Source organism: Exiguobacterium qingdaonense (assembly GCF_018617855.1).
GTDB classification, from domain to species: Bacteria; Bacillota; Bacilli; order Exiguobacteriales; family Exiguobacteriaceae; genus Exiguobacterium; species Exiguobacterium qingdaonense.
Genome location: NZ_JACSKY010000014.1, coordinates 12364 through 36793, shown reverse-complemented (window position 1 = coordinate 36793; position 24430 = coordinate 12364). Strand labels below are relative to the sequence as shown.

Here is a 24430-nt window from a genome sequence, read left to right as displayed (position 1 = left end):
GTGACATAAATCGTCAAAATTCGACAATGTGACTACAGCAAAAAGCATACTAAACTTTCCAATTGTAGTCAACTACTTACTATATGGAAAAGTAAGTTTTTAAAATGCTCGAATTCAGAACGATATATACCTAAATTTCCCCGATAGTTTGAACTTGAAACAATGAAAGGGTATTTTTGGAACATACATGACGAAAAAAACGCAAAAAAATTCCAAACAATTAGGTTTGGAAATTCTTTTGTCGAACCGTGTATAATGAGAATTGCAAATGTCGAAAGGATGGAGAGTAAATCATGGCGAAGCCAACTTTTTATATTACAACCCCAATTTATTATCCGAGTGCAAAGCTGCACATCGGTCACGCGTATACTACAGTAGCGGGTGATGCAGTTGCTCGTTACAAACGTTTAAAAGGATTTGATGTCCGTTATTTAACTGGAACGGATGAGCATGGTCAAAAAATTCAAGAAAAAGCGAAAGAAGCGGGTGTGACGCCGCAAGCTTTCGTTGATGGCGTCGTTGAAGAAATCAAAGTCTTATGGGACCGTCTTGAAATCTCATACGATGACTATATCCGTACGACAGAAGACCGCCATAAAAAAGTGGTCGAGCATATTTTTGAGACGTTACTAGAGAATGGGGACATCTATCTCGGTGAGTATGAAGGATGGTATTCCGTACCGGATGAGACATACTACACCGAATCACAACTCATCGACGGGAAAAGCCCTGACAGCGGACATCCAGTCGAGCTCGTGCGTGAGGAATGTTACTTCTTCCGTCTCAGCAAATACGCGGATCGCTTGATTGAGTACTTTGAATCACATCCTGAATTTATCTTGCCTGAATCTCGGAAGACGGAGATGATCAATAACTTCTTGAAGCCGGGTCTTCAAGATTTGGCTGTATCGCGTACGACGTTTGATTGGGGCGTACAAGTCCCATCGAATCCGAAACATGTCGTGTACGTATGGGTCGATGCGCTCACAAACTATATTTCATCACTCGGATACGGAACAGACAACGATGAGCTCTTCAACCGCTATTGGCCGGCAGACGTACATTTGGTTGGAAAAGAAATCGTCCGTTTCCATACGATTATTTGGCCAGCCCTCTTAATGGCGCTTGACCTTCCGTTACCGAAGCAAGTGTTCGCACACGGTTGGTTACTCATGAAAGACGGGAAGATGTCGAAATCAAAAGGGAACGTCGTCGACCCGATTCCGTTAATTGACCGTTACGGACTCGATTCTGTTCGTTATTACCTTCTCCGTGAAGTACCGTTCGGAGCGGATGGCACGTTCACACCGGAAGCGTTCGTTGACCGTCTGAACTTTGACTTGGCAAATGACCTCGGAAACTTATTGAATCGCACCGTTGCGATGATTAAAAAGTACTTCGATGGAAATATCCCGGCATATAACGGAAACGTCACGGCGTTTGATGCAGGACTGCTCGATATGGTGAAGGAAACGACACGTAAAACGGAAGACGCGATGGAACACATGGAGTTTTCGGTCGCCCTCACAAATATTTGGCAACTCGTCAGCCGTGCGAACAAATATATCGACGAGACACAACCATGGGTTCTCGTGAAAGACGAGTCGAAGCGTGAAGAATTGGCTTCTGTCATGACGCACCTTGCAGGTGTCCTTCGTCATGTGGCCATCATGATTCAGCCGTTCATGACGCGTGCTCCAAAAGAAATGTTCCGTCAGCTCGGGCTTGAGGGAGAGGATATGTCTTGGGAGGCACTCGATACATTCGCAGACTTTAACAATGCGGTCGTGACGGACGGGACACCGATCTTCCCGCGTCGTGATGTGAAAGAAGAAGTGGATGCGATCCAAGAAATGATGCGTCAGGCGTCTAAAGCACGAATCGAGGAAACGGAGACAGCGTCAGTAGAAGAAGACGAGGACGTTCGTCCGGAAATCACGATTGATGTCTTCGACCAAGTCGAATTCCGTGTCGGTCAAATCGTGGAAGCCGATAAGATAAAAAAGGCGAAGAAACTGTTGAAACTTCAAGTCGACCTCGGGAAAGAGACGCGTCAAATCGTGTCTGGCATCGCTGAATGGTATGCCCCTGAAGAGTTGGTTGGCAAAAAAGTCATCGTTGTTGCAAACTTGAAACCGGTCAAGCTTCGCGGAGAACTCTCGCAAGGGATGATTTTAGCAGCGGATCGTGATGGAAAACTAGAGCTCGCGACAGTCTCAGACCAGATGCCAAACGGTGCCATCGTCAAATAATGGAATGGGGGAGACCGCGGTCTCCCTCTCTTTTTCTAAGGAGGAAACGAGATGTTGATTGATACACATACACATATCAATGCAGAACAGTTCAATGAGGACGTGGAAGAGACGATCGAGCGGGCGCGGGAGGCGGGTGTCTCTCCGCTACTCGTCGTCGGATTCGATACACCTACCATCGATCGAGCGATTGAACTGGCAGAAACGCACGAAGACATCTACGCCATTGTCGGATGGCATCCCGTTGATGCGATTGATTGTACGGACGCGGACTTGGCGCGAATCGAAGCACTCATGAGTCATCCGAAGGTGATGGCACTCGGTGAAATCGGTCTCGACTATCATTGGGACAAGTCGCCAAAAGACGTGCAACAGCGTCTATTCCGTCAACAGATCGCCATTGCGAAGCGGACGAATATGCCGATTGTCATCCATAACCGGGAAGCAACGGCAGATGTGCTAAATATTTTAGAAGAAGAGCATGCCGAGGAAATCGGTGGTGTGTTCCATAGCTACAGCATGTCCGTAGAGCTGTTGCCTCGTTGCTTAGACTTGAACTTTTATATTTCTCTTGGAGGTCCGGTCACATACAAAAATGCAAAAGTACCAAAGGCCGTTGCAATCGAAGTTCCACTTGATCGTCTTCTTGTTGAAACAGATTGTCCGTATTTGACGCCGACGCCATTCCGTGGAAAACGAAACGAACCGGCTTATGTCAAATACGTTGCAGAAGAGATTGCCTCCCTTCGAGGCATACCGTATGATGAGCTGGCAGAAGCGACGACAGCGAACGCCAAGAAATTGTTCCGACTCTCATGATCAAGCGGGTGTTAGCGAGTATAGGCATTATCGCGACCGCATCTGTGGCGTACGTCATGTGGCAGCCTGAATTGATCAAGGTCGTCGATAACGGGGTGGTGATCGAGCATGAGACACGGGCTGACTCTGTTCTCGAGGTGCTTGAAGAATTAAATATTACGTTGGATGAGACGGATTATATCACGCCGGCACTGAGTGAGGACGTACCTGAAGACCGCCTGATTCGAATCGAACGCTCGCATGAGGTGTCACTCCAAATTGGATATGGTCAAACCGAGACGGTGCAAACTCGAGAGCGAACCGTAGAGGACGTGTTATTAAGATACGGGGTGACCGTACGAGATGGCGACACCGTGTACCCGTCAGTTCGTACACCGGTGACGAACGGGATGACGATTCGCTATCAACCGGTCGTAGCAGTGAACCTCATCGTCGGGCAAGAAGCGTTGACGATTTATACGATGGCCACGGACGTAGAACAACTTTTGATGGAAGAGAACGTCGATGTGACGGAGCGTGATACAGTCATCCCGGCCCCGTCGACTCCGATTCGTGAAGGATTGACGGTTACAGTCAATACAAATCGAGACGTCGTTCAATATGAGAGTCAGTTGATTCCGTTTGATGTGGTTGAGGAAGAAGACGGCACGCTTGAAGAAGGTGTGAAGCAAACGGCGCAAGTCGGGGTGCCCGGACTTGAACGGACAAGGTATGAACTTACCGTAGAAAATGGTACAATTACAAATCGTACGAAAACGGATGTCGAGACGTTACGCAAGACGGTTGCACACATCATCAAAGTGGGAACGAAGAAAGTCACGGAACCGATAAATGAGCCAGAGGCGACGGTTGCGGATGAATCAAGTCCATTCATCCCAGAAGCTGAAGTTGAAATCGCTGAACCACCAAAAACGGATGACGTGCTCGATTTTTCATCGGCAAAACAATTACTTGTGGAAGCAACCGCTTATACAAACAACGCAGAAGACACGGTGACGTATAATGGACGAGTGCTGACAAGAAGCGGGTACGATGTGACAGACACGATCCTGTATGAAGGAATGCGGATTATTGCGGTCGACCCTTCCATCATCCCACTCGGAACCCGTGTGTACGTAGAAGGAATCGGCATGGCGATTGCCCTAGATACAGGAAGTGCAATCAAGGGTCAAAAAATCGACATCATGATGGATGAAAAGAACGAGGCTGTGACGTTTGGTCGCAAGCCGCTCACCATCTGGGTGATTCCGAAGCAGGAAGAAGAGAAAGAAGGATCAGACAATGCGTGAGAAAATACAGGAAATTATCGTCGTAGAAGGGCGTGACGACACGGCGCGACTTCAGGAAGTATTCGATGTCGATACGATTGAAACGAACGGCTCTGCCGTATCTGCTCAGACGATTGAACGAATCCGTCGTGCCCAGGAGAAGCGCGGGGTAATCATTTTGACCGATCCGGATTATCCGGGCGATCGTATCCGAGCGATTGTCGAGGAACGGGTCAAAGGATGCAAGCATGCGCATCTTCCTCGGGCTGAGGCAAAAGGGAAACATGGAAAAATTGGTGTAGAACATGCGACTCCGGAGTCGCTTCGTCGCGTCCTGCGCACGATATTTGAACCGCGCGTCGAAACGGGTCAACCAATCGTTACCCGAAAAATGGTGCTAGAGGCAGACTTGATCGGCGGTGCAGCTGCTGCGGCACGTCGAAAGCGCCTCGGTGTATTGCTGCGAATCGGTGAGCCGAACGCCAAACAATTTGTGAAACGGGTTGAGGCGTTAGGTGTCACGATTGAAGAGTGGGAGCAGGCACTTGCTCAATTAGAGGAGGAACAGGGTTGAAAGACATTGCAACAATCCATCGAACGAAAGCGATTTTAGAACGACATGGTTTTTCATTCAAAAAATCGCTCGGCCAAAACTTTTTAATCGATTTAAATATTTTAAGCAAGATCGTCGGAGCAGCAGAGTTGAGTGAATCGAGCGGTGTGCTTGAAATTGGTCCGGGAATCGGGTCGTTGACTGAACAATCGGCAAAGCGCGCCAAGAAAGTCGTAGCTCTCGAGATTGACCAGCGTCTCTTGCCGATTTTAGAAGATACGATGTCACCTTATGCGCACGTGAAAGTGATTCATGGGGACGCATTAGAGTTAGATTTGCGTGGAATCGTGGAACAAGAATTTTTAAAAGAGGGCATCGAGGATATCTCGGTCGTCGCTAACTTGCCCTACTACGTCACGACGCCGATCATCATGCGACTGCTCGAAAGTGGTGTGAAATTCCGTTCGCTCGTCATGATGATTCAAAAAGAAGTGGCAGAGCGGATTGGGGCGAAACCAGGTACGAAAGCATACGGCTCGTTATCGATTGCGATTCAGTATTATGCTGAGGCAGAGGTGAGCTTTGTCGTACCGAAAAACGTGTTCATCCCCGCGCCGAACGTCGATTCGGCTGTTATAACGCTCCGAATGCGTAAAGAGCCGGCTGTACAAGTGAAAGACGAGTCATTCTTCTTTGATGTGGCGCGCGCAAGTTTCGCACAACGGCGTAAAACCATCTTGAACAATTTAACAAACTATATTGGAAAAGAACATAAGGTCGAACTTGAACGTTCGCTTCATGAGGCAGGGATCGACCCGAAACGTCGGGGAGAAACGTTGAGCCTAGAGGAATTCGCACGGCTGTCTGACACAATTTTACCACTTAAAAAGAGTTGACGACCTGAAAACGAGTCGTTATAATATTAAACTTTATTTTCATATTCAATTGTGCTATACTTGTAACAGTGAGGTGAAGCGTATGCCAAAGACGTTACAAGAAATCAGACAGAAACTCGAATCGCATGTTGGTGAACGATTGACGTTGAAAGCAAACGGCGGTCGTAAGAAAGTCGTTACTCGGTTTGGAACGCTCGTTGAGACATATCCTGCGGTGTTCGTTGTGAAATTGGATGAAGACCTGCACAATGTGGAACGTGTCTCGTATAGCTACGCTGATGTCCTAACGGATACAGTTAAAATTGAATTCGGCAATTGATTTATAAATGAGGGGCGGATGCATTGGCAGCTGCTTCTTTTTTTGTGCGTCTGTTTACGGTACAATGTCGAACAGGAGACAAATGGGAAGGGTGAACGTGATGCGCACGATCAGTGTGAAAGCGCCGGCAAAAATTAATTTGACGCTAGATGTCCTCGGAAAGCGTCCGGACGGCTATCATGAAGTTGAAATGGTAATGACAACAGTTGACTTGGCAGACCGCTTAGAGTTAACAATTTTGGAATCAGATGAGATCCGGATTCAATCGGAGCACGCTTACGTGCCGAATGACCATCGAAATTTAGCTTATCGGGCGGCAGAGTTGTTGCGTGAACGTTTTAATATTCATCAAGGCGTCGAAATTGTACTCGACAAACAGATTCCAGTGGCAGCCGGACTCGCAGGTGGGTCGAGTGATGCCGCGGCAACGCTTCGAGGTATGAATGAACTATTCTCATTAAATTTATCGTTAGAGGAACTCGCGGAACTCGGTGCAGAAATCGGATCGGACGTTTCGTTTTGTGTCATCGGAGGAACTGCCATCGCCCGAGGACGGGGGGAGAGATTGGAGATGATTCCGGCCCCACCTCCGTGCTACGTCGTACTCGGTAAACCGAAAATTGGGGTGTCGACCGCGGATGTATATCGAGCTGTGCGGATGGAAGACGTACATCATCCAGACACAGACGCCATGGTGGAGGCGATTCGTCAAAAAGATTTTCACGGGATTTGTGAAAACCTTGGTAACTCGCTTGAGAGTGTGACACTCAAGCTTCATCCAGAAGTGAAACAAATCAAAGAAACGATGCGTCATTGCGGGGCAGAAGGTGTCCTAATGAGTGGGAGCGGACCGACTGTCTTTGCGTTGATTGAACACGAGCAAAAAGCGCACCGAGTCTATAACGGTTTAAAAGGATTTTGCCCGGAAGTGTTCGTCGTTCGGATTCTCGGCAAAAGACATTGAACAAAAACGAATGAAAGTGATATATTTCTTATAGAACATTCGTTAATTAATGAAGTTGCGAAGGAGAATCCGTATGAAAATTCGTAGAAGTGGTCGTCTCGTTGATATGACCCGTTATTTACTTGATCATCCGCATCAGCTTGTCTCGTTGTCGATGTTTTCAAGTCGCTATAAAGCCGCAAAGTCGTCGATTAGTGAAGACCTTGTGATTGTCAGTGAAATGTTGTCCCATGACGGGATTGGAAAGCTGGTGACCGTTCCTGGTGCAGCGGGCGGTGTGATGTTTATTCCGCGATGGAGCAAAGAAAAGTCGCTTGAGATGATTGATACGCTTTGTGAGCAACTATCAAAACCTGAGCGTCTCCTGCCAGGGGGATACCTCTACTTGACAGACGTGCTAGGGAACCCGAGTCAAGTAAAACCGATGGGACAGGTCTTTGCGTCCGTCTTTGCCGACCGAAAAGTCGATGTGGTCATGACGATTGCGACAAAGGGGATCCCGCTCGCGTATGCTGTCGCGGAACAATTAGGCGTCCCGTTTGTCATCGTCCGTTCAGATAGCCGTGTCACAGAAGGCTCAACAGTGAGTATCAACTATGTGTCTGGTTCATCGAAGGCGATTCGTACGATGGCTCTCGCTCGTCGGAGTCTACCCCGAGGTGCGAACGTACTTTTAATCGATGACTTCATGAAAGCAGGAGGAACGATTCGGGGAATGATGAGCCTCTTGAATGAATTTGAGGCAAACCTTGCGGGTGTCGGTGTTCTGATGGAAGCCGAAGGGGCTGAAAAGAAAATGGTAAGCGAATACGTCAGCTTGATGAAATTGACGAACGTCGACCCAGATGAAGGTCTTGTCACCATTTCACGGGGGAATGTGGAACAATTCTTAAAGTGATTGGCAAAATTTTGATTTCGTTTTATGATTAGAGGGTATACACTTATCAACATGGAACGATGACGATTGCTTAAGACCAACTGAACCTTACAGAAGACCACACCATGGCGTAGACAACGATGAAAAAGGGGATGCGAAACATGCAGATCACAGACGTAAAAATTCGCAAAGTCGCGACAGAAGGCAGAATGAAAGCGTTGGCCTCCATTACACTTGATCACGAATTCGTTGTACACGACCTTCGAATCATCGAAGGGAGTAGCGGTCTATTTGTCGCCATGCCGAGCAAACGGACACCAGAAGGCATTTTTCGGGATATTGCGCATCCGATTAACGGGGAGATGCGACAAAAAGTGGAAGCGGCTGTTTTGGAAACATATTCCAACATCGATGTGGATGTGTTGGACCCACAACACGTGTCTCAAGGTACAAACGAATGATAGAAAGCAGCGGTAGGTCACCTAACCGCTGTTTTTTTGCGTTTCAATGGTTAAGGAATGGTACAACTATTGAAACGAAGGCATGGTTTCGATATAGTAGAAACGGTGTAAATAGGATTTAGTTGCAGAAAAGCCGAACTATAAAGATCAATCACAGCTGTTGTGAGATAGGAGCGAATCAAGCATGGAGCGTTTTGCAGTCATTTTGGCAGCAGGAAAAGGGACTCGAATGAAGTCGAAGCTATACAAAGTGCTTCATCCGGTTCTAGGAAAACCAATGGTCGAGCATGTTGTCGATCAGTTAGACCAAATCGGTGTCAGTCGTCAAATCGTAATCGTTGGCCATGGGGCGGAAGCGGTACAAGACACGCTAGGCACTCGGGTGGAATATGCGGTCCAGGAACAGCAACTTGGAACTGGGCATGCTGTTCAAATGGCGGAAGCCGAGCTTGCAGGTAAATCAGGGGCAACACTTGTCGTTTGTGGAGACACGCCGTTACTGACGGCTGAAACGTTAGAAGCCCTTCTTGCTCATCACGAAGCACAGCAGGCAAAAGTCACCGTATTGACTGCAATTGCAGACGATGCGACAGGATACGGTCGGGTCATTCGTGGTGAAGACGGTAACGTGACGAAAGTCGTGGAGCATAAAGATGCTTCCGATACGGAGCTCGCCATCAACGAAATCAATACGGGGACATACGTATTCGATAACGAATTGTTGTTCGATGCACTCAAGCGGGTCGGGAACGACAATGCGCAGGGTGAGTATTACTTGCCTGACGTCATTTCAATTGCAAAAGAAGCCGGCGAAGTGGTCGCAGCACATACAGCACCGACGTTTGATGAGACGATTGGGGTCAATGACCGCGTCGCCTTGTCGCAAGCAGAAACGATCATGCGTAAACGGACGAATGAGCGTCTCATGCGTGAAGGCGTCACATTTATGGACCCGGCATCGACATACATCTCGCCAGACGTCGTCATTGGATCAGATACGGTCATCTATCCGGGCACGGTCATTCTTGGGGAGACGGTCATCGGCTCAGAATGTGTCATCGGTCCAAACTCCGAAATTCGTAACAGTATAATTGAAGACAACGCTGTTGTTCGACAATCCGTCGTGACAGACAGCCGAATTGGTGAAGCAGCGCAAGTCGGGCCATTCGCTCACTTACGTCAGCAAGCTGTGCTCGGCGCGAACACGCGCGTCGGCAATTTTGTCGAGATAAAAAAATCAACGTTCGGTGATGGGGCGAAAGCTTCGCACTTGAGCTATATTGGGGATGCGTCAATCGGTGAGCGCGTCAACTTAGGCTGTGGGTCAATCACAGTGAACTATGATGGCAAGAACAAGTTCGAGACAGTCGTGGAAGACGATGCGTTCGTCGGCTGTAACGTCAACTTGATTGCCCCGGTAAAAGTCGGAAAAGGCGCGCTCGTCGCAGCCGGTTCGACGATTACACAGGATGTACCGGAAGAGGCGCTTGCAATCGCACGTGAACGCCAAACGAATAAAGAGGGTTACACAAAACGATAACTTGCTGCCAATCATTATGGAAAACGATGGAGGAGAATCCTAAACATGTCTACTGTATACGAACGAGAAATTCGTCTATTTAGCTTAAACTCGAACCGCCCGCTAGCTGAAGAAATTGCGAAAGAAACCGGCATTCCACTCAGTGATTGCCAAGTCAAGCGATTCAGCGACGGTGAGCTGTATATCAATATCGAGGAAAGTGTTCGTGGAGATGATGTGTACATCATCCAATCGACAAGCTCACCTGTAAACGAGACGCTCATGGAACTACTTGTCATGATCGATGCACTCAAACGTGCCTCTGTCCGCACAATTAACGTTGTCATGCCGTACTACGGGTATGCACGCCAAGACCGTAAAGCACGCTCGCGTGAGCCGATCACGGCGAAACTTGTTGCTGATCTGCTTACAGTAGCGGGGGCGACGCGTCTCATTACAATGGATTTGCATGCAGCGCAAATTCAAGGATTCTTCAATATTCCGGTTGACCAATTACTCGGCGTACCGCTTATCTCGACTTATTTTGAGACAGAAGAGTTTAAAGCAAAGGATATCGTGGTTGTTTCTCCTGACCACGGGGGCGTGACACGTGCACGTAAATTGGCAGAACGTTTGAAAGCTCCGATCGCCATTATCGATAAACGTCGCCCGGAAGCGAATGTCGCCGAAGTGATGAATATCGTCGGTAGTGTCGAAGGAAAGACGGCTATTTTAATCGATGACATCATCGATACAGCCGGCACAATCACACTTGCAGCAGACGCCATCGTCGAGGCAGGAGCGAAAGAAGTATATGCATCTTGTACGCACCCGGTTCTTTCTGGTCCAGCGATGGAGCGCATCGACAACTCGTCAATCAAAGAGTTGGTCGTCTTAAATACCATCGATTTGACAGGGCGTGCTTGCTCGAGCAAAATCAAGCAAATGTCGGTTGCCCATTTGCTTGGGGAGGCGATTATGCGCGTACACGAGCATAAATCGGTCAGTACCCTATTCGATTAAAAACGAGGCCCGGAGGCATTCGCCTCTGGGTTTTTTTGTTCAGGAGGAAATGATATGAAATGTATCGTCGGTCTGGGGAATCCCGGAAAAAAGTATGAAATGACCCGACATAATGTCGGTTTTTTGGCGATTGACCGTCTCGCTGAAAAGTATGGCATCTCGCTGAATGAAGCGAAGTTTAATGCCCTTATCGGAACGGGAAGAATCAATGGTGAACGTGTCGTACTCGTTAAACCACTCACATATATGAATTTATCGGGTGAAGCCGTTCGTCCGATTTTAGATTATTATAAGATTGAGATTGATGACTTACTCGTGATTTATGACGATTTGGATATGGTGCCTGGGAAGATTCGGTTTCGTCCGAAAGGAAGCGCGGGTGGCCATAACGGAATCAAATCACTCATTCAACATCTAGGGACAGCCGAATTCAAACGATTGAAGTTTGGAATCGGTCGTCCGCCACACCCGATTAAAGTCGTCGACTGGGTGTTGATGAACTATCGGAAAGACGAGCTTCCGGAATTGAGTGAAACACTCGATCATACCGTAACCGCAGCCGCTGATTTTGTAGACACAGATTGGTTGGCACTGATGAATCGATACAACTAAAGGGTCATTGCACCCTTTTTTGTCGTATGAGTTGGAGGAAAACAGATGAATGCTTTAGAAAGATTTATGGTGTCGCTCCCTGAAACGAATGTGATTCGAGAGCGGCTTCAAAAAGTAGACCGTCAATTGGTAACGGGTCTGACGACGAGTGCGAAAGCGCTCGTCTTGGCGGGGCTCGTGAAATCATCATCGAGACGTCTCGTGGTCGTGACACATAATATGTATCAAGCACAGAAGATGTTCGATCAACTTGAATCACTGATCGGCCCGGACAAAACTGTGCTATATCCAATCGATGAAACGCTAGCAGGTGAGTTGTCACTCACGTCTAGTCCAGAATTGTTGGCTGCCCGAATCGATGCCCGTACGCGTCTCCTCGACCAAACAGGAGGCGTTGTTGTCGTGCCGCTCGGTGGACTACGGCGTTACATCCCAACTCCAGAGGCGTGGCAGAACAGTCGCGTCATGTTGAAGCCTGGAAGTGACCTCGATCTAGCAGGTTTTTCGAAACAATTGACGGACATGGGATATGAACGGACGGCGACTGTGACGACCCCGGGTGAGTTTTCCGTACGAGGCAGCATACTAGACGTTTACCCACTGACGGAAGCGCGTCCATATCGGATTGACTTATTCGACACGGAGATTGACTCGATTTTCACGTTCGATGCAGAGACGCAACGCTCGCTAGGTGTTGTAGCAGAAGTTTGCATTACGCCGGCGACTGAGTTCATCGCAACAGAAGACCAGTTGAAACAGGCCGGTAGCACCCTTCGGAAGCAATATAATCGGACCGTGGAATTGATTGAAAATGAAGTGATTCGCCAAGCTCTCGAGGAGGGGGTCGTGACAGATATCGAGCGCTTCGAGCGCGGGGACTTGCCTGCGAAGATTGGGAAGTATTCACCATTACTCTATACGTCCACGTTCCTTGATTATGTCGGACAAGACGCCGTCCTCATTCTAGACGAAGTGGCACGAATCGATGACGCCGCGGACGTACAGGACCGTGAAGAAGCCGAGTGGTTCTCCTCACTCATCGAAAAAGGAGAGGCTGTCAGCAATTACACGCTCGCCGTCCCCATGCATAACGTGTTCCGTGACTTGAAACAAGTGGCATTCTCCTTACTCCCATCTCGTCGTTCAGGAATACCAGAGACCGATACGGTTCATTTGAGCTGTCGTCCGCTACCGGCGTTCCATGGACAGATGCATTTGTTGAAACAGGAAGTCGAGCGCTGGCAACAGGGCGATCAACGAATTGTCGTACTTGCAGGTGATAAGTCGCGCGCAGATAAGATTGAAGCGCTTCTTTCCGATTATGGAATCGCCTCGACCTTCACCAATGTCGATGGAGAGTTAGAACCGAGACGCGTATCCGTCATCATTGGTCAAATCGAAGGTGGATTCGAACTGTCGACGAGCCGTCTTGTCGTCATATCGGAGGAAGAGCTATTCAAGCGCGTGACGAAACGGAAGCGACAAACGAAAAATTTGACGAACGCGGAGCGAATCAAGAGTTATCAGGAACTGAAGCCGAACGACCATGTCGTCCATGTACATCACGGAATCGGAAAGTATCTCGGCATTAAAACGATTGAGGTCGGCGGGATTCATCAGGATTACCTTCACCTCGTCTATGCCGGGGACGATGCCCTTTATGTGCCGGTCGACCAAATCGATCTCGTTCAAAAATATGTCGGCGCTGAAGGCAAAGAACCGAAGATTTATAAACTCGGGGGCACCGAATGGAAGAAAGTGAAGTCGAAAGTCGCCAAATCGGTCGAAGACATCGCCGATGAGCTGATTAAGCTGTATGCGGCACGGGAAGCATCGGTCGGTTTTGCATTCCCACCTGACGATGAGGAGATGGATCAGTTCGAATCTTCCTTCCCGTACGCCGAGACAGAGGATCAAGTCCGTTCGATCGCTGAAATCAAAACGGATATGGAACGCTCCCGTCCGATGGATCGCCTCTTGTGCGGCGATGTCGGATATGGGAAGACGGAAGTGGCGATTCGGGCGGCGTTCAAAGCTGTGCTCGCCGGCAAACAGGTGGCATTTCTTGTCCCGACGACCGTCCTCGCGCAACAGCATTATGAAACGATGCTCGAGCGGTTCAGCGAATTTCCGATCAACGTGTCGGTCATGAGCCGCTTCCGCTCGAAAAGTGAGATGACGGCGACGAAGAAGGGACTGAAAGAAGGGACCATCGACATCGTCGTCGGGACGCATCGGGTGTTATCAAAAGACGTGACGTTCGCTAACCTCGGACTCGTCATTATCGATGAAGAACAACGGTTCGGCGTCAAACATAAAGAACGTCTGAAACAATTGAAGACGAATATCGACGTGCTCACGTTGACGGCGACGCCAATCCCACGGACACTCCATATGTCGATGATTGGAATCCGTGACCTGTCTGTACTTGAAACACCGCCTGAAAACCGCTATCCGGTCCAAACGTACGTCATGGAATATGACGGCATCGTCTTGCGAGAAGCGTTAGAGCGTGAACTCGCCCGCGGGGGGCAGGCGTTCTTCCTTTATAACCGCGTCGAAGGGATCGAACGGAAAGCAGAAGAAATTCGGGCCTTATTGCCGGAAGCAAGGATTGCCACGGCACATGGTCGTATGACCGAAAGTGAGCTTGAGAGCCAGTTAATCAGTTTCTTAGAAGGGGAGGCAGATATTTTAGTTTCCACTACTATCATTGAAACAGGAATTGACATCCCGAACGTCAATACACTGATTGTCCATGATGCTGATAAGATGGGGCTATCCCAGCTCTATCAACTTCGTGGTCGAGTCGGGCGTTCGAATCGAATCGCCTATGCGTACTTTACGTATCGGAAGGATAAGCGTTTGACAGAAGTGGCAGAAAGTCGCCTTCAGGCCATCAAAGAGTTCACGGAGCTCGGCAGTGGATTTAAGATTGCGATGCGTGACTTGTCGATTCGTGGAGCCGGAAACTTACTTGGTGCACAACAGTCTGGATTCATCGATTCTGTCGGTTTTGACCTGTACTCACAAATGCTCTCTGAAGCCATTGAGGAACGGAAAGACCGTATGCGTGGACAAGCGAAACAAGTCGTCTTCAAGCCGGAGATCACGTTCCAGGCCGATGCGTATATTCCTGATAACTACTTGTCAGATAGCGAATTGAAGATTGAGATGTACAAGCGCTTCAAATATGTAGATACGCCGAGCGCGTTGTTCGCCCTTCAAGACGAACTGATTGAACGGTTTGGTGAATTTCCGGAACCGGTCGCGCTGCTCATTCAATTGACACGTCTACGTATTTATGGGGAGCTGGCAAAGGTGAGTCGAATCAAACAGACGCCAGGACGTATCGAGATGGTCTTGTCTAAAGAATCGACGACGGCGCTCGATGTACCATCCTTCATGGAATGGACGATGCCACTCGGTCGCAAACTGGGTGTGGGTCAAGAAGATGGAGCCTTGAAACTATCGCTCAGCGGACGGATGCCGGTAACAGAGCTGTTGAATGACGCCGATACAGTACTAGAGGAACTGATGAAGCGGTTGGTGGGCGATGCGGTCGCCAAGTAAGTTTGCGCAAGGCGTCGTCTTGTTCGCCCTTGCCGGCTACGTATCGAAACTAATTAGTTTTGCGTATCGCGTCCCCTATCAAAACTTGGCAGGCGACTTCGGTCTTTATGCGTATCAAACGGTCTATCCGTTTGCAGCGATTGTCGCTTCGCTCGGAATATATGCGATGCCGGTCGTCATTGCAAAAATGGGTGTCGGCACGAAAGGGTCGAACCGAAAGCTCGAAGTGTTATGGGGTGGATTTTACGTTTTATTTCTACTAGCGGTCCTCCTCGTGGCCACGGTATGGACGTTCGCACCGACTCTAGCTCGCTGGCTAGGAGATGAACAGTTAGCGCCGGCGCTTCGGGTCATCAGCTTAAGTTATTTGCTCATGCCAGCATCAGCCGTGTTGCGCGGCGCTTTTCAATCGAGAGATGATTTACGACCGAGCGCATGGTCACAAGTGCTAGAAAACTTTGTTCGGGTCACAGTCATGCTGTCGCTGTTATGGATTGGGGTCCGTCTTGGAAAAGACGCCTACACGCTCAGCCAATATGCGTATAGCGCCACACTAATCGGTGGAGTCGTCGCGATTGCCTTTTTAGTTTATCGTGCGCGCGGTCTGCGAATTGTCAAGGTACGACGTGTCACATTTCAAAGCGGAATGCGACTCTTATTAACGACGGGGTTTGCAGTCGGATTCGCTTCGCTCGGAATTTTATGGATGCAACTCGTCGATTCCTTCACCATCGTCAATTTGATGGGTGGAACGTATGACGCGAAGGTGAACAAAGGGATATTTGATCGAGGATACCCGCTCGTGCAATTCGCCATCCTGTTCACCACGACCATCGGCATGGCCAACGTGCCTACACTCGTCCGTCATTATCGGGCGGGACATCTACAAAGGACGACACAGGGCCTCCGTTCGATGATTCGTGTGACGACGGCGATTGCCGGTGCTGCGACGATTGGGTTGATGGGGGTCATGTTTTTCTTGAACGTGGCGTTGTTTGAAGACGGATCAGGGACGCGTGCACTCGTAGTGTTAGCGACGAGTACGTTTGCTGCGTCACTGGCGATTGTGAGCATGACTTGCCTGCAGGCGATTGACCGGGAGTGGGTCGCTGCGCGTAGTATGATTGCTGCAATTTTAGTGAAGGGTGTGGTAAACGCCTGGCTCGTCCCGCATTACGGGATTGAAGGCGCGGCAATCGGAACGTCAGTCGGTTTTTTAATGATGGCGTTCTACAACTTTCGGGCGCTCGACCGCTCGATTCCACTCGGGTCATTTCGGTCAAAGCACTATCAATCGCTATGGAAGGCTCTCACTCCCATGTTGATTCTCGTCACCGTGTTAAACTGGTTAGGCCAGATGTTTGTCGACTCGCGAACCACCGCCTTCATTTGGTTGATTGGAATGGTGTGTAGCGGTGCCGCCCTCTATATATGGAGATTATGGAGCACGCGAATGCTGTCACTTGAAGAATGGGAATTGATTCCATTCGGAAGTCGTCTGCTCGATGTGCTCGAGAAAAAGGAGAACTAATATGGGTTATACAATCACGGTGGTCGGACTCGGGTCCGGCGAGTTGAATCAATTGCCACTCGGTGTGTACCGCCATTTGAAACAGCAACCACTCGTTTGGTTGCGGACGAAAGAACATCCAGTCGTTCAAGAGTTAGAGTCGGAGGGGCTCGTGTTCGAATCATTTGATTCGCTTTATGAATCGAGCGATACGTTTGAAGAAGTGTACGACCAGATTGTCGAGACGTTACTGACTAAAAGTGAAGAGATGGCCATCACCTACGCGGTACCGGGCCATCCGTTCGTGGCGGAACGGACTGTCGAACTATTGGTGGAGCGTGATGCCGACCTTCACGTACTCGGTGGACAAAGCTTTTTAGATGCAATGTTTCAGGCGCTTCAAATTGATCCGATCAATGGATTTCAGTTGCTCGATGCGACCGCGCTTGACCTTGAACGCTTGCAAGTGACCCAGCACATTCTCATCGGACAAGTATACGATGGATTCGTAGCAGGAGATGTCAAAGTGCAATTGATGGAGCGATATCCGGATGAACACCCTGTCACTCTCGTGACGGCAGCGGGAACGACACAAGAGCGAATCGAACACATCCCGTTATTCGAAATGGACCGGATTGCGGAAGTGAACAACTTGACGACCCTCTATGTCCCGCCGCTCGTTGATGAATCGTATTTGGCGAAGGACTTTGCGACACTCAAACAAATCATTGCAACGCTTCGCGGACCGAACGGCTGTCCGTGGGACCAGAAGCAGACACATGAGTCGCTTCGCAAATATTTGTTAGAAGAATCGTATGAGCTGATAGAAGCCATCAATGACGAAGATGACGATGCGATCATCGAAGAGCTTGGTGACGTCTTGCTTCAAGTCATGTTGCACGCCCAAATCGGAGAAGACGAAGGGTATTTTGATATTCGTGATGTGATTGGATCGATCAGTGAGAAGATGGTGCGTCGTCATCCGCACGTCTTTGGAGATGTGACGGTTCAGGATACATCCGAAGTGATGGAAAACTGGAACACGATTAAACAGACAGAAAAAGGGGAAAAGAAATTATCGCATCTCGATGGCGTTCTCGTCGATCAACCTTCTCTGATGCGGGCGGAGCAACTTCAAAAGAAAGCGGCTCAAGTCGGGTTTGAGTGGGATGACGTAGCTGGTGCCTTCAAAAAGCTCGAAGAAGAATTGAGTGAATGGCATGAAGAACTGAGTGACGAATCAGAACTAGGAGACGTACTGTTCTCAGTCGTCAACATCGCGCGATACGTTGGGCTGAATGCCGAGCAAGCATTAGAACAGACGAATCGAAAGTTCAAACGTCGGTTCGAGTATATTGAAGCGAACGGTGAGCTTCGACAGATGTCGCTCGAACAAATGGATGCACTTTGGAACGAGGCAAAGGAGAAAGGATTATGAGACTAGATAAATTTTTAAAAGTATCACGTTTAATCAAGCGTCGTACGTTGGCAAAAGAAGTGGCAGATCAAGGACGTATCCAATTAAATGGACAAGTGGCAAAGGCGAGTACAGATGTCAAAGTCGGAGATGAATTACAGATTCGCTTCGGAAACAAACTCGTCACAGTCGTCATTGATTCAATCGCGGAACATGCACGTAAAGAAGATGCGAAAGAAATGTATCGATTACTTAAAGAAGAGAAGATGGACGGTAGTATCAACTCATAAAAAAAAGTATACTTAATGTATGAAGAGGAGGGGTGAGGCGATGAACGGACGTAACCCGATGGAGCGGCAACGGCGCATTCGGGCGCTAGATGAGCGTAGAGAACAGCTGGAAAAAGACACACATCGTCGACGAGTTCATCTTCGACGCCGTTTGGCAGCAGCCTCACTCCTATTTTTATTTGTCATGGTATTGATTGGGCAGAGTTACTTCTCAAAAGTAGGATATGTATCGGACCAGCAACAAGCCTATGCGCAGGCGAAAGTAGAGTTGCGCGAACAGCAAGCCGAACAAGATGAGTTGAAGGAGCAAGTGGAACGTTTACAGGATGAGGATTATATCGCGAACTTAGCGAGAAATGAGCTACTCTTCTCTAAAGATGGAGAGATTATTTTCTACTTCTCCCCCGAGGAATAAGTTGGTTCGTTGACCGTTTGGGAAACGACTCGTATAATTGTAAAGAATCAATCAAAAAAGGAGTACATTATTTTATGTCAATTGAAGTAGGAAGCAAGGTACAAGGTAAGGTTACAGGGATTACGCATTTCGGAGCGTTCGTAGAGCTCCCTAACGGCAAGACAGGGCTAGTACACATCAGTGAAGTGGCAGACTCTTACGTCAAAGACATTAACGAAGTGTTAACAGTCGGTCAGGAAGTCACGGTGAAAGTATTGAACGTCGAAAACGATGGGAAAATCGGGTTGTCCATCAAGAAAGCGGTCGATCGTCCTGTAAGCGAACGTCCTGAACGTCCTGAGCGTCCAGCTGGTGAGCGTTTCTCTCGTGGCCCACGTCCAGGTGGTCCAGGTCAAGGTGGTCCACGTGGTGGCGGCGGTCCCCGCGGTGGCGGCCCACGTGGTGGCGGTCGTCGTGAGCAACGTCGTGAGCCGGAAACTTTCGACACATTGATGAGTAAATTCTTGAAAGATAGCGACGAGCGTCTTTCAACGTTGAAACGTCAAACAGACTCAAAACGCGGTGGACGCGGAGCCAAGCGCGGGTAACCCTTCGTATACCAATTAGCTTCTACTCGTAACGATATAGGTCTTGTAATGAGACGAGCCATGAACATTTTTGTTCGTGGCTTTTTTTCTTCTGAAAAAACTTATAAAAAATAACTAAAAGAGTTGCTTTTTCTCAAGGAAGAGAGCAAAATAGGGAACATGAAAAAATAGTTATGTTTTATAAGTGAAGGTGGAGAGAGAAATGAATGGATGGAAATTGTGGACGGCGGAGTGGCGGAGTATCTTCAAGAACCCTCGTGTGTTGGTTCCGATTCTCGCAGTCGCACTCGTACCGTTAATGTACGCCGGTATGTTCTTATGGGCCTTTTGGGATCCGTACGGACAGATGAAGGATCTTCCGGTCGCCATCGTCAATGAAGACAAAGGGGCAACATTTGAAGGGGAGTCGCTTGCCATTGGGGATGACCTCATTGACAAACTGTTGGATTCGGAGGCGTTCGAGTTTGTCGAGACGGCAAAGGTAGAAGCGGAATCTGGACTGAAAAACCATGACTACTACATGGCGATTGAAATTCCAGAAGACTTTTCTGAAAAGGCGACGACTGCTTTAGAAGAAGATCCAGAGCAACTCGAACTGAAGTATATCGCAAATGAATCGTATAACTTCTTAGCCGCACAAATCGGTGGTTCCGCGATGGAACAAGTGAAATCGGAACTTTCGACCGAAGTATCGAAACAGTACGTCAGTGCGTTGAAAGACGGATTGAATGACGTAGCAGATGGGCTCGGGGAGGCCGCAGACGGTGCGTCGCAACTTGCAGACGGATCAACGTCGGCGAAAGACGGTGCCGTCAAGCTAGCGGATGGGGCGAAGCTGCTCGCTTCGAAACAACGTGAGCTCGCGAGCGCAGCGAGTCAATTAAACGAGGGGATGACTCAGTTAGAAAACGGTTCGTCTGAGCTCGCGGATGGGACGAAGCTTCTCGCTTCGAAACAACGGGAACTGGCGAATGGAGCAAGTCAATTACGTGATGGTGTTTCGCAATTGGCCGATGGCTCATCTGCACTCGTGGATGGCAGTCAACAAGTATACGAGGGCTCAGCCTCACTTTCGGACGGTGTCCATCGTGTCAGCGAAGGCGCTTCTGCCTTACAAGGAGGGACGAGCCAACTCGTTGACGGGACAGGGGCGTTCGCATCTAAACTTGATGAACTACACACAGGTGCGAAGACGTTGAACCAAGGTGTTCAAGAGCTTGCTACCGGAATCGAGCGCTCGAAAGAGGGGGCATCTGCATTACAGGATGGTGCCAAAAAACTCACAGGAGCGTTGACTCAGGCGAAGGATGGAAACGCGGCACTTGTTGCGGGTCAAACAGACGTGGTCAATGGGATCGGACAAATGAAGTCCGAATTGACTGCGAAACAAGATGAGTTGATTGGACAATTGACAGCGCTCGCTGAGTCGGGTCAATCGGCGTCACCTGAAATGCTTCAAGCCATCGCGGCACAACTGAGCGAAGGGAAGCAAGAGACGGCGGCCGGGTTTGATCAACTATCCGCTGGTGTTGCAAAAGTAAAAGAAGGACAGGTCGCACTTGGTGCAGGTCTTGATCAGGCAGGTACAGGTGCAAACAAACTATCAGCTGGACTTTCTGACTTGAGTACCGGTCAAACGAAATTGGTCGAAGGTGCGAACGCGCTGGCAAGTGGTTCGAGTCAAATCGAACAAGGCACGCAAACGGCGGCCGATCGTTCTCAAGAACTTGTGTCGGCGAGTGAAAAGCTCAATCAAGGCGCAACACAACTTCAAGATGGGACAATTGAGCTCGCCGCTGGAAGTGACAAGCTTGTAGACGCGACCGGACAGTTGTCTGAAGGCAGCGAAAAGCTTGCCGATGGTGCGAAGAGCGCAAGTTCCGGTACAAGTGAATTGGTGAATGGTGCGAATCAGTTAGCGGACGGTGGTCAAAAGCTGCAGTCAGGAAGCCGTGAACTGGCCGAAGGTGCGAAGAGTGCTGAGGCCGGAACGAGCAAGCTAACGGATGGCGCGAATCAGCTTGCAGATGGTGGACAAGAACTTTCAGACGGTAACGGTGAACTCGCCAAGGGGATGGAAGAGATTGCATCAGGTAGCGACGAACTTCGTGAGGCATTAGTGAAAGGTGCGACAGATGCGGACATCGGATTGACGGACGACAATGTCGACATGATGGCGGGTCCGGTGTCGCTCGTCGACAAATCGATTCATGAGGTGCCGAACTACGGTACAGGATTTGCGCCGTACTTCATGTCACTCGGCCTTTTTGTCGGGGCACTCCTTCTCTCGATTGTCTATCCACTGTACGATCCGGCGGGACGCCCGAAACGAAGCTTGTCGTGGGTCTTGTCGAAGTCTGGCGTTCTAGTTGTCGTCGGATTCCTACAAGCCTTGATTCTCGATGTGGCAATGGTGCAACTGCTCGGTCTTGAAGTGAGCGAACCGTTGAAGTTCTTCGGGTTCAGCTGGTTGACGAGTATCACGTTCCTGTTTATCGTACAGTTACTCGTGACAACACTCGGGAACCCTGGACGTTTCGTGGCAATCGTCTTATTGATTTTACAATTGACGACATCAGCAGGGACGTTCCCGCTCGAATTGATTCCACGAGCGTTGCAACCGTTCAATGCATTGCTCCCAATGACGTATACGGTTGCGGGATATAAAGAAATTCTGTCTTCAGACGGTGCACAGTACTTGCAGACGGCGACAATCTACTTAGTGCTTGTTGCTGCCGGATGTTTCGCATTACTGTGGGCATATTTCCGGATTGCATGGAAGAAAAAATATCGTCCGATTGTCTCAGAAGCATGATGTAAAAATAGTTAAAAATCGTGTATAGTGGTTAAGACGACACGATACACGATTTTTTTATAAAAAAATATAAAAAAAGAATTGACACTTGAATGGTGACTGGTTATTATAGAAAATGTGCTTAGGACACAACAATAACATGGCGGTGTAGCTCAGCTGGCTAGAGCGTACGGTTCATACCCGTGAGGTCGTGGGTTCGACTCCCTCCGCCGCTACCATTTTATTTAGGCCCGTTGGTCAAGCGGTTAAGACACCGCCCTTTCACGGCGGTAACACGGGTTCGAATCCCGTACGGGTCACTTAACCTAAGCGAAAAGAAGTCATCTCACACGAGATGGCTTCTTTTGTTATATCAAGGAGGGAACTCATGAAAAAGGTACTCGTCGCTGTGTCCGGTGGAGTCGATTCCATCGTCTTGTTGGACCGTCTCGTCAAAGAAGGATGGGATGTGGCGGTGGCGCATGTCCATCATGGCTTACGAGAAGCATCGGATGAAGAGTACACGTTCGTCGCAAGCGTAGCGGCGTCCTACAAAGTCGCGTTTCATGGGAAGCGTCTTCATTTTCAAAACGGGTCACAAGCTCGTTATCGCGAGGCCCGCTATCAATTTTTTGAAGATGTCATGAATGAACATGGATACGATACATTGGTCACGGCGCATCATGCGGATGACGTGTTGGAGACCGTACTGATCCAACTTCATCGTAACGTGGTCGAGGTGAAAGGTATTCCCGAGCGGCGGAAATTCGCTCGAGGGATGCTCATCCGTCCACTGCTACAAGATACGAAAACCCAACTCATCGAGTATGCTCGAAAAAACGGCCTTGTCTGGAGAGAAGATGCCACCAATCGGGAAGTGGCGTACTTACGGAACCAGATCCGTCACGAAATCATCCCGAAGCTGAAACAAGGATGGCCGAGCGTCGTTGAAGACGTATACAACACGGCAAAACAGGCATACGCTGAATGGGACATGCGCTACCGGTCATGTGAGCAATGGATTGAAGCGTACGTGGAACTCGAAATGAAAGCGTTTCATGTGAAACTTGATGAGTTCAATCGCTTATCCTCACTTGAACGGTATACGGTCGCTCGCTTGCTGTCCCGTCGTTACGATGTAGAAGTCGGTGAGGCGATGGAGAAGCTACGGTTGAGCCAAAAAGATACAGGAACCTATCACCTGATGGGAAAGTGGTTCATGATGAAACGAAATGGGGTACTTCATCTTGTACAGCATGTAACAGAAGAACTTCCTCCAGTTCAAGTCGATTCCTTACCGGCCGTCGTTCAGTTTGGGGGACATACGGTAACGCTGTATATCGAAGAAGGGCGAGAAGGTATTCCACTAAATGAGATCATCTGTCCACTGACGGTTCGCTCGCCTGTACCGGGAGACCGGATGCGATTAAACGTGGGGACGAAAAAAGTGGCTCGAATCTTGATTGATGAAAAAATTGAACGAATGATTCGGCCGACAATTCCACTCCTTGAAGACGCGTCAGGGCAAATTATTGCGATTGCTGGAATACGAGTTTCAGAATTTCTAGACAAGTCGGATGCGATTTGCCTACGATTAATGGTAAAATGATGATTGTGTCGAAACAGAAAGAGGAGGATTTCAAGATGTCATTAATGAACGATATGGAGAAAATTTTGATCTCACGTGAAGAGATTCAAGAAAAGGTGAGCGAACTCGCTGGAACACTTAGCGCAGACTATAAAGAAGAGTTTCCGCTTCTCGTATGTGTATTGAAGGGTGCGATGCCGTTCATGTCGGACCTCGTCAAAGAAATGGATATCCATTTAGAAATGGACTTCATGGACGTGTCGACGTATCACGGCGGTACTTCTTCAACAGGTGAAGTAAAAATCGAAAAAGATTTAAACACATCTGTAGAAGGACGCGACATCTTGATTGTAGAAGATATTATCGACAGTGGTCTAACACTCGGCTATCTCGTTGATCTTCTCAAATACCGTAAAGCGAAATCTGTGAAGATTGTCACGCTTCTCGACAAACCGACAGGACGTAAGAATGGCCTATCAGCAGACTATAGCGGTTTTGTCATTCCACATGAGTTCGTCGTCGGATATGGCTTGGATTATGAAGAGAAATATCGTAACCTTCCTTACGTCGGTGTGCTCAAACCGAGCGTTTACGGGGGCTAACGTTTTTCTTTTGAAAATGTGACGTGGTAAGATAAAAGAAATTCCCAAAGTATAGCCATATACAGAATGGGCGAGAACATCGTTTCTCGGA

General features: G+C 48.8%; 21 protein-coding genes and 2 tRNA genes. All 23 read left to right on the top strand.

Annotated elements, in window-relative coordinates:
• Positions 1-293 precede the first annotated feature (293 nt).
• The 23 genes from metG (at position 294) to hpt (ending at position 24339) form a co-directional block, all read left to right on the top strand.
• Positions 294-2252, top strand: coding sequence for a methionine--tRNA ligase (gene metG / locus KNP00_RS12655; protein WP_215145820.1), 1959 nt, complete (start codon positions 294-296; stop codon positions 2250-2252).
• Positions 2253-2303: 51 nt separating this feature from the next.
• Entirely contained in the window at positions 2304-3071 is a 768-nt protein-coding gene (locus KNP00_RS12650) for a TatD family hydrolase (RefSeq protein WP_215145817.1), read from the top strand.
• Positions 3072-3079: 8 nt separating this feature from the next.
• Positions 3080-4360 carry a ubiquitin-like domain-containing protein gene (locus tag KNP00_RS12645; protein ID WP_338082285.1) on the top strand — a complete coding sequence of 427 codons (1281 nt, stop codon included), beginning with the start codon at positions 3080-3082 and terminating at the stop codon, positions 4358-4360.
• Positions 4353-4913 carry a ribonuclease M5 gene (rnmV, locus tag KNP00_RS12640; protein ID WP_215145807.1) on the top strand — a complete coding sequence of 187 codons (561 nt, stop codon included), beginning with the start codon at positions 4353-4355 and terminating at the stop codon, positions 4911-4913. The genes KNP00_RS12645 and rnmV overlap by 8 nt, the downstream gene beginning before the upstream one ends.
• The gene (gene rsmA, locus KNP00_RS12635; RefSeq protein WP_215145805.1) at positions 4910-5788 is read left to right on the top strand and encodes a 16S rRNA (adenine(1518)-N(6)/adenine(1519)-N(6))-dimethyltransferase RsmA; all 879 of its coding nucleotides are present in this window, start codon (positions 4910-4912) and stop codon (positions 5786-5788) included. The genes rnmV and rsmA overlap by 4 nt, the downstream gene beginning before the upstream one ends.
• Before the next feature lie 82 nt (positions 5789-5870).
• The gene (locus KNP00_RS12630) at positions 5871-6107 is read left to right on the top strand and encodes a Veg family protein (protein ID WP_012727736.1); all 237 of its coding nucleotides are present in this window, start codon (positions 5871-5873) and stop codon (positions 6105-6107) included.
• A gap of 100 nt (positions 6108-6207) precedes the next feature.
• The gene (gene ispE, locus KNP00_RS12625) at positions 6208-7071 is read left to right on the top strand and encodes a 4-(cytidine 5'-diphospho)-2-C-methyl-D-erythritol kinase (RefSeq protein WP_215145803.1); all 864 of its coding nucleotides are present in this window, start codon (positions 6208-6210) and stop codon (positions 7069-7071) included.
• 73 nt (positions 7072-7144) lie between these two features.
• Entirely contained in the window at positions 7145-7969 is an 825-nt protein-coding gene (purR, locus tag KNP00_RS12620; RefSeq protein ID WP_215145801.1) for a pur operon repressor, read from the top strand.
• A 140-nt stretch (positions 7970-8109) separates the two neighbouring features.
• On the top strand, positions 8110-8409 hold the full coding sequence (gene spoVG / locus KNP00_RS12615; RefSeq protein ID WP_215145793.1) for a septation regulator SpoVG: 300 nt from the start codon (positions 8110-8112) through the stop codon (positions 8407-8409).
• Positions 8410-8593: 184 nt separating this feature from the next.
• Positions 8594-9949, top strand: a complete 1356-nt coding sequence (glmU, locus tag KNP00_RS12610) for a bifunctional UDP-N-acetylglucosamine diphosphorylase/glucosamine-1-phosphate N-acetyltransferase GlmU (protein ID WP_215145786.1) — start codon at positions 8594-8596, stop codon at positions 9947-9949.
• A gap of 45 nt (positions 9950-9994) precedes the next feature.
• Complete coding sequence (locus KNP00_RS12605; protein ID WP_215145779.1) at positions 9995-10951, top strand: ribose-phosphate diphosphokinase; 957 nt, start codon at positions 9995-9997, stop codon at positions 10949-10951.
• Positions 10952-11005: 54 nt separating this feature from the next.
• Entirely contained in the window at positions 11006-11563 is a 558-nt protein-coding gene (gene pth, locus KNP00_RS12600) for an aminoacyl-tRNA hydrolase (protein WP_215145778.1), read from the top strand.
• A gap of 45 nt (positions 11564-11608) precedes the next feature.
• Entirely contained in the window at positions 11609-15136 is a 3528-nt protein-coding gene (gene mfd, locus KNP00_RS12595; protein ID WP_215145776.1) for a transcription-repair coupling factor, read from the top strand.
• Positions 15120-16667, top strand: a complete 1548-nt coding sequence (locus KNP00_RS12590; RefSeq protein WP_215145774.1) for a polysaccharide biosynthesis protein — start codon at positions 15120-15122, stop codon at positions 16665-16667. The genes mfd and KNP00_RS12590 overlap by 17 nt, the downstream gene beginning before the upstream one ends.
• Before the next feature lies 1 nt (position 16668).
• Entirely contained in the window at positions 16669-18084 is a 1416-nt protein-coding gene (gene yabN / locus KNP00_RS12585) for a bifunctional methyltransferase/pyrophosphohydrolase YabN (RefSeq protein WP_215145772.1), read from the top strand.
• Complete coding sequence (locus KNP00_RS12580; protein WP_026824785.1) at positions 18081-18353, top strand: RNA-binding S4 domain-containing protein; 273 nt, start codon at positions 18081-18083, stop codon at positions 18351-18353. The genes yabN and KNP00_RS12580 overlap by 4 nt, the downstream gene beginning before the upstream one ends.
• A gap of 40 nt (positions 18354-18393) precedes the next feature.
• Complete coding sequence (locus tag KNP00_RS12575) at positions 18394-18768, top strand: FtsB family cell division protein (RefSeq protein ID WP_215145770.1); 375 nt, start codon at positions 18394-18396, stop codon at positions 18766-18768.
• A gap of 74 nt (positions 18769-18842) precedes the next feature.
• Entirely contained in the window at positions 18843-19355 is a 513-nt protein-coding gene (locus KNP00_RS12570) for a S1 domain-containing RNA-binding protein (protein ID WP_012727724.1), read from the top strand.
• Between the two features lie 202 nt (positions 19356-19557).
• Complete coding sequence (locus tag KNP00_RS12565; RefSeq protein WP_215145768.1) at positions 19558-22170, top strand: YhgE/Pip domain-containing protein; 2613 nt, start codon at positions 19558-19560, stop codon at positions 22168-22170.
• A gap of 141 nt (positions 22171-22311) precedes the next feature.
• Positions 22312-22388 (top strand) — tRNA-Met (locus tag KNP00_RS12560).
• Positions 22389-22397: 9 nt separating this feature from the next.
• Positions 22398-22469, top strand: a tRNA-Glu gene (locus KNP00_RS12555).
• A gap of 68 nt (positions 22470-22537) precedes the next feature.
• Positions 22538-23758 carry a tRNA lysidine(34) synthetase TilS gene (tilS, locus tag KNP00_RS12550; protein WP_215145766.1) on the top strand — a complete coding sequence of 407 codons (1221 nt, stop codon included), beginning with the start codon at positions 22538-22540 and terminating at the stop codon, positions 23756-23758.
• Between the two features lie 35 nt (positions 23759-23793).
• On the top strand, positions 23794-24339 hold the full coding sequence (gene hpt / locus KNP00_RS12545) for a hypoxanthine phosphoribosyltransferase (RefSeq protein WP_215145764.1): 546 nt from the start codon (positions 23794-23796) through the stop codon (positions 24337-24339).
• The last annotated feature ends 91 nt before the right edge of the window (positions 24340-24430 follow it).

What these genes read in the sequence shown, in the direction of transcription:
- KNP00_RS12575 (WP_215145770.1), top strand. Translation starts at nt 18,394, where the DNA reads ATGAACGGACGTAACCCGATGGAGCGGCAACGGCGCATTCGGGCGCTA.
- KNP00_RS12605 (WP_215145779.1), top strand. Translation starts at nt 9,995, where the DNA reads ATGTCTACTGTATACGAACGAGAAATTCGTCTATTTAGCTTAAACTCG.
- KNP00_RS12650 (WP_215145817.1), top strand. Translation starts at nt 2,304, where the DNA reads ATGTTGATTGATACACATACACATATCAATGCAGAACAGTTCAATGAG.
- hpt (WP_215145764.1), top strand. Translation starts at nt 23,794, where the DNA reads ATGTCATTAATGAACGATATGGAGAAAATTTTGATCTCACGTGAAGAG.
- KNP00_RS12590 (WP_215145774.1), top strand. Translation starts at nt 15,120, where the DNA reads ATGCGGTCGCCAAGTAAGTTTGCGCAAGGCGTCGTCTTGTTCGCCCTT.
- KNP00_RS12580 (WP_026824785.1), top strand. Translation starts at nt 18,081, where the DNA reads ATGAGACTAGATAAATTTTTAAAAGTATCACGTTTAATCAAGCGTCGT.
- glmU (WP_215145786.1), top strand. Translation starts at nt 8,594, where the DNA reads ATGGAGCGTTTTGCAGTCATTTTGGCAGCAGGAAAAGGGACTCGAATG.
- pth (WP_215145778.1), top strand. Translation starts at nt 11,006, where the DNA reads ATGAAATGTATCGTCGGTCTGGGGAATCCCGGAAAAAAGTATGAAATG.
- metG (WP_215145820.1), top strand. Translation starts at nt 294, where the DNA reads ATGGCGAAGCCAACTTTTTATATTACAACCCCAATTTATTATCCGAGT.
- ispE (WP_215145803.1), top strand. Translation starts at nt 6,208, where the DNA reads ATGCGCACGATCAGTGTGAAAGCGCCGGCAAAAATTAATTTGACGCTA.
- rnmV (WP_215145807.1), top strand. Translation starts at nt 4,353, where the DNA reads ATGCGTGAGAAAATACAGGAAATTATCGTCGTAGAAGGGCGTGACGAC.
- KNP00_RS12630 (WP_012727736.1), top strand. Translation starts at nt 5,871, where the DNA reads ATGCCAAAGACGTTACAAGAAATCAGACAGAAACTCGAATCGCATGTT.
- yabN (WP_215145772.1), top strand. Translation starts at nt 16,669, where the DNA reads ATGGGTTATACAATCACGGTGGTCGGACTCGGGTCCGGCGAGTTGAAT.
- purR (WP_215145801.1), top strand. Translation starts at nt 7,145, where the DNA reads ATGAAAATTCGTAGAAGTGGTCGTCTCGTTGATATGACCCGTTATTTA.
- KNP00_RS12565 (WP_215145768.1), top strand. Translation starts at nt 19,558, where the DNA reads ATGAATGGATGGAAATTGTGGACGGCGGAGTGGCGGAGTATCTTCAAG.
- tilS (WP_215145766.1), top strand. Translation starts at nt 22,538, where the DNA reads ATGAAAAAGGTACTCGTCGCTGTGTCCGGTGGAGTCGATTCCATCGTC.
- spoVG (WP_215145793.1), top strand. Translation starts at nt 8,110, where the DNA reads ATGCAGATCACAGACGTAAAAATTCGCAAAGTCGCGACAGAAGGCAGA.
- KNP00_RS12570 (WP_012727724.1), top strand. Translation starts at nt 18,843, where the DNA reads ATGTCAATTGAAGTAGGAAGCAAGGTACAAGGTAAGGTTACAGGGATT.
- mfd (WP_215145776.1), top strand. Translation starts at nt 11,609, where the DNA reads ATGAATGCTTTAGAAAGATTTATGGTGTCGCTCCCTGAAACGAATGTG.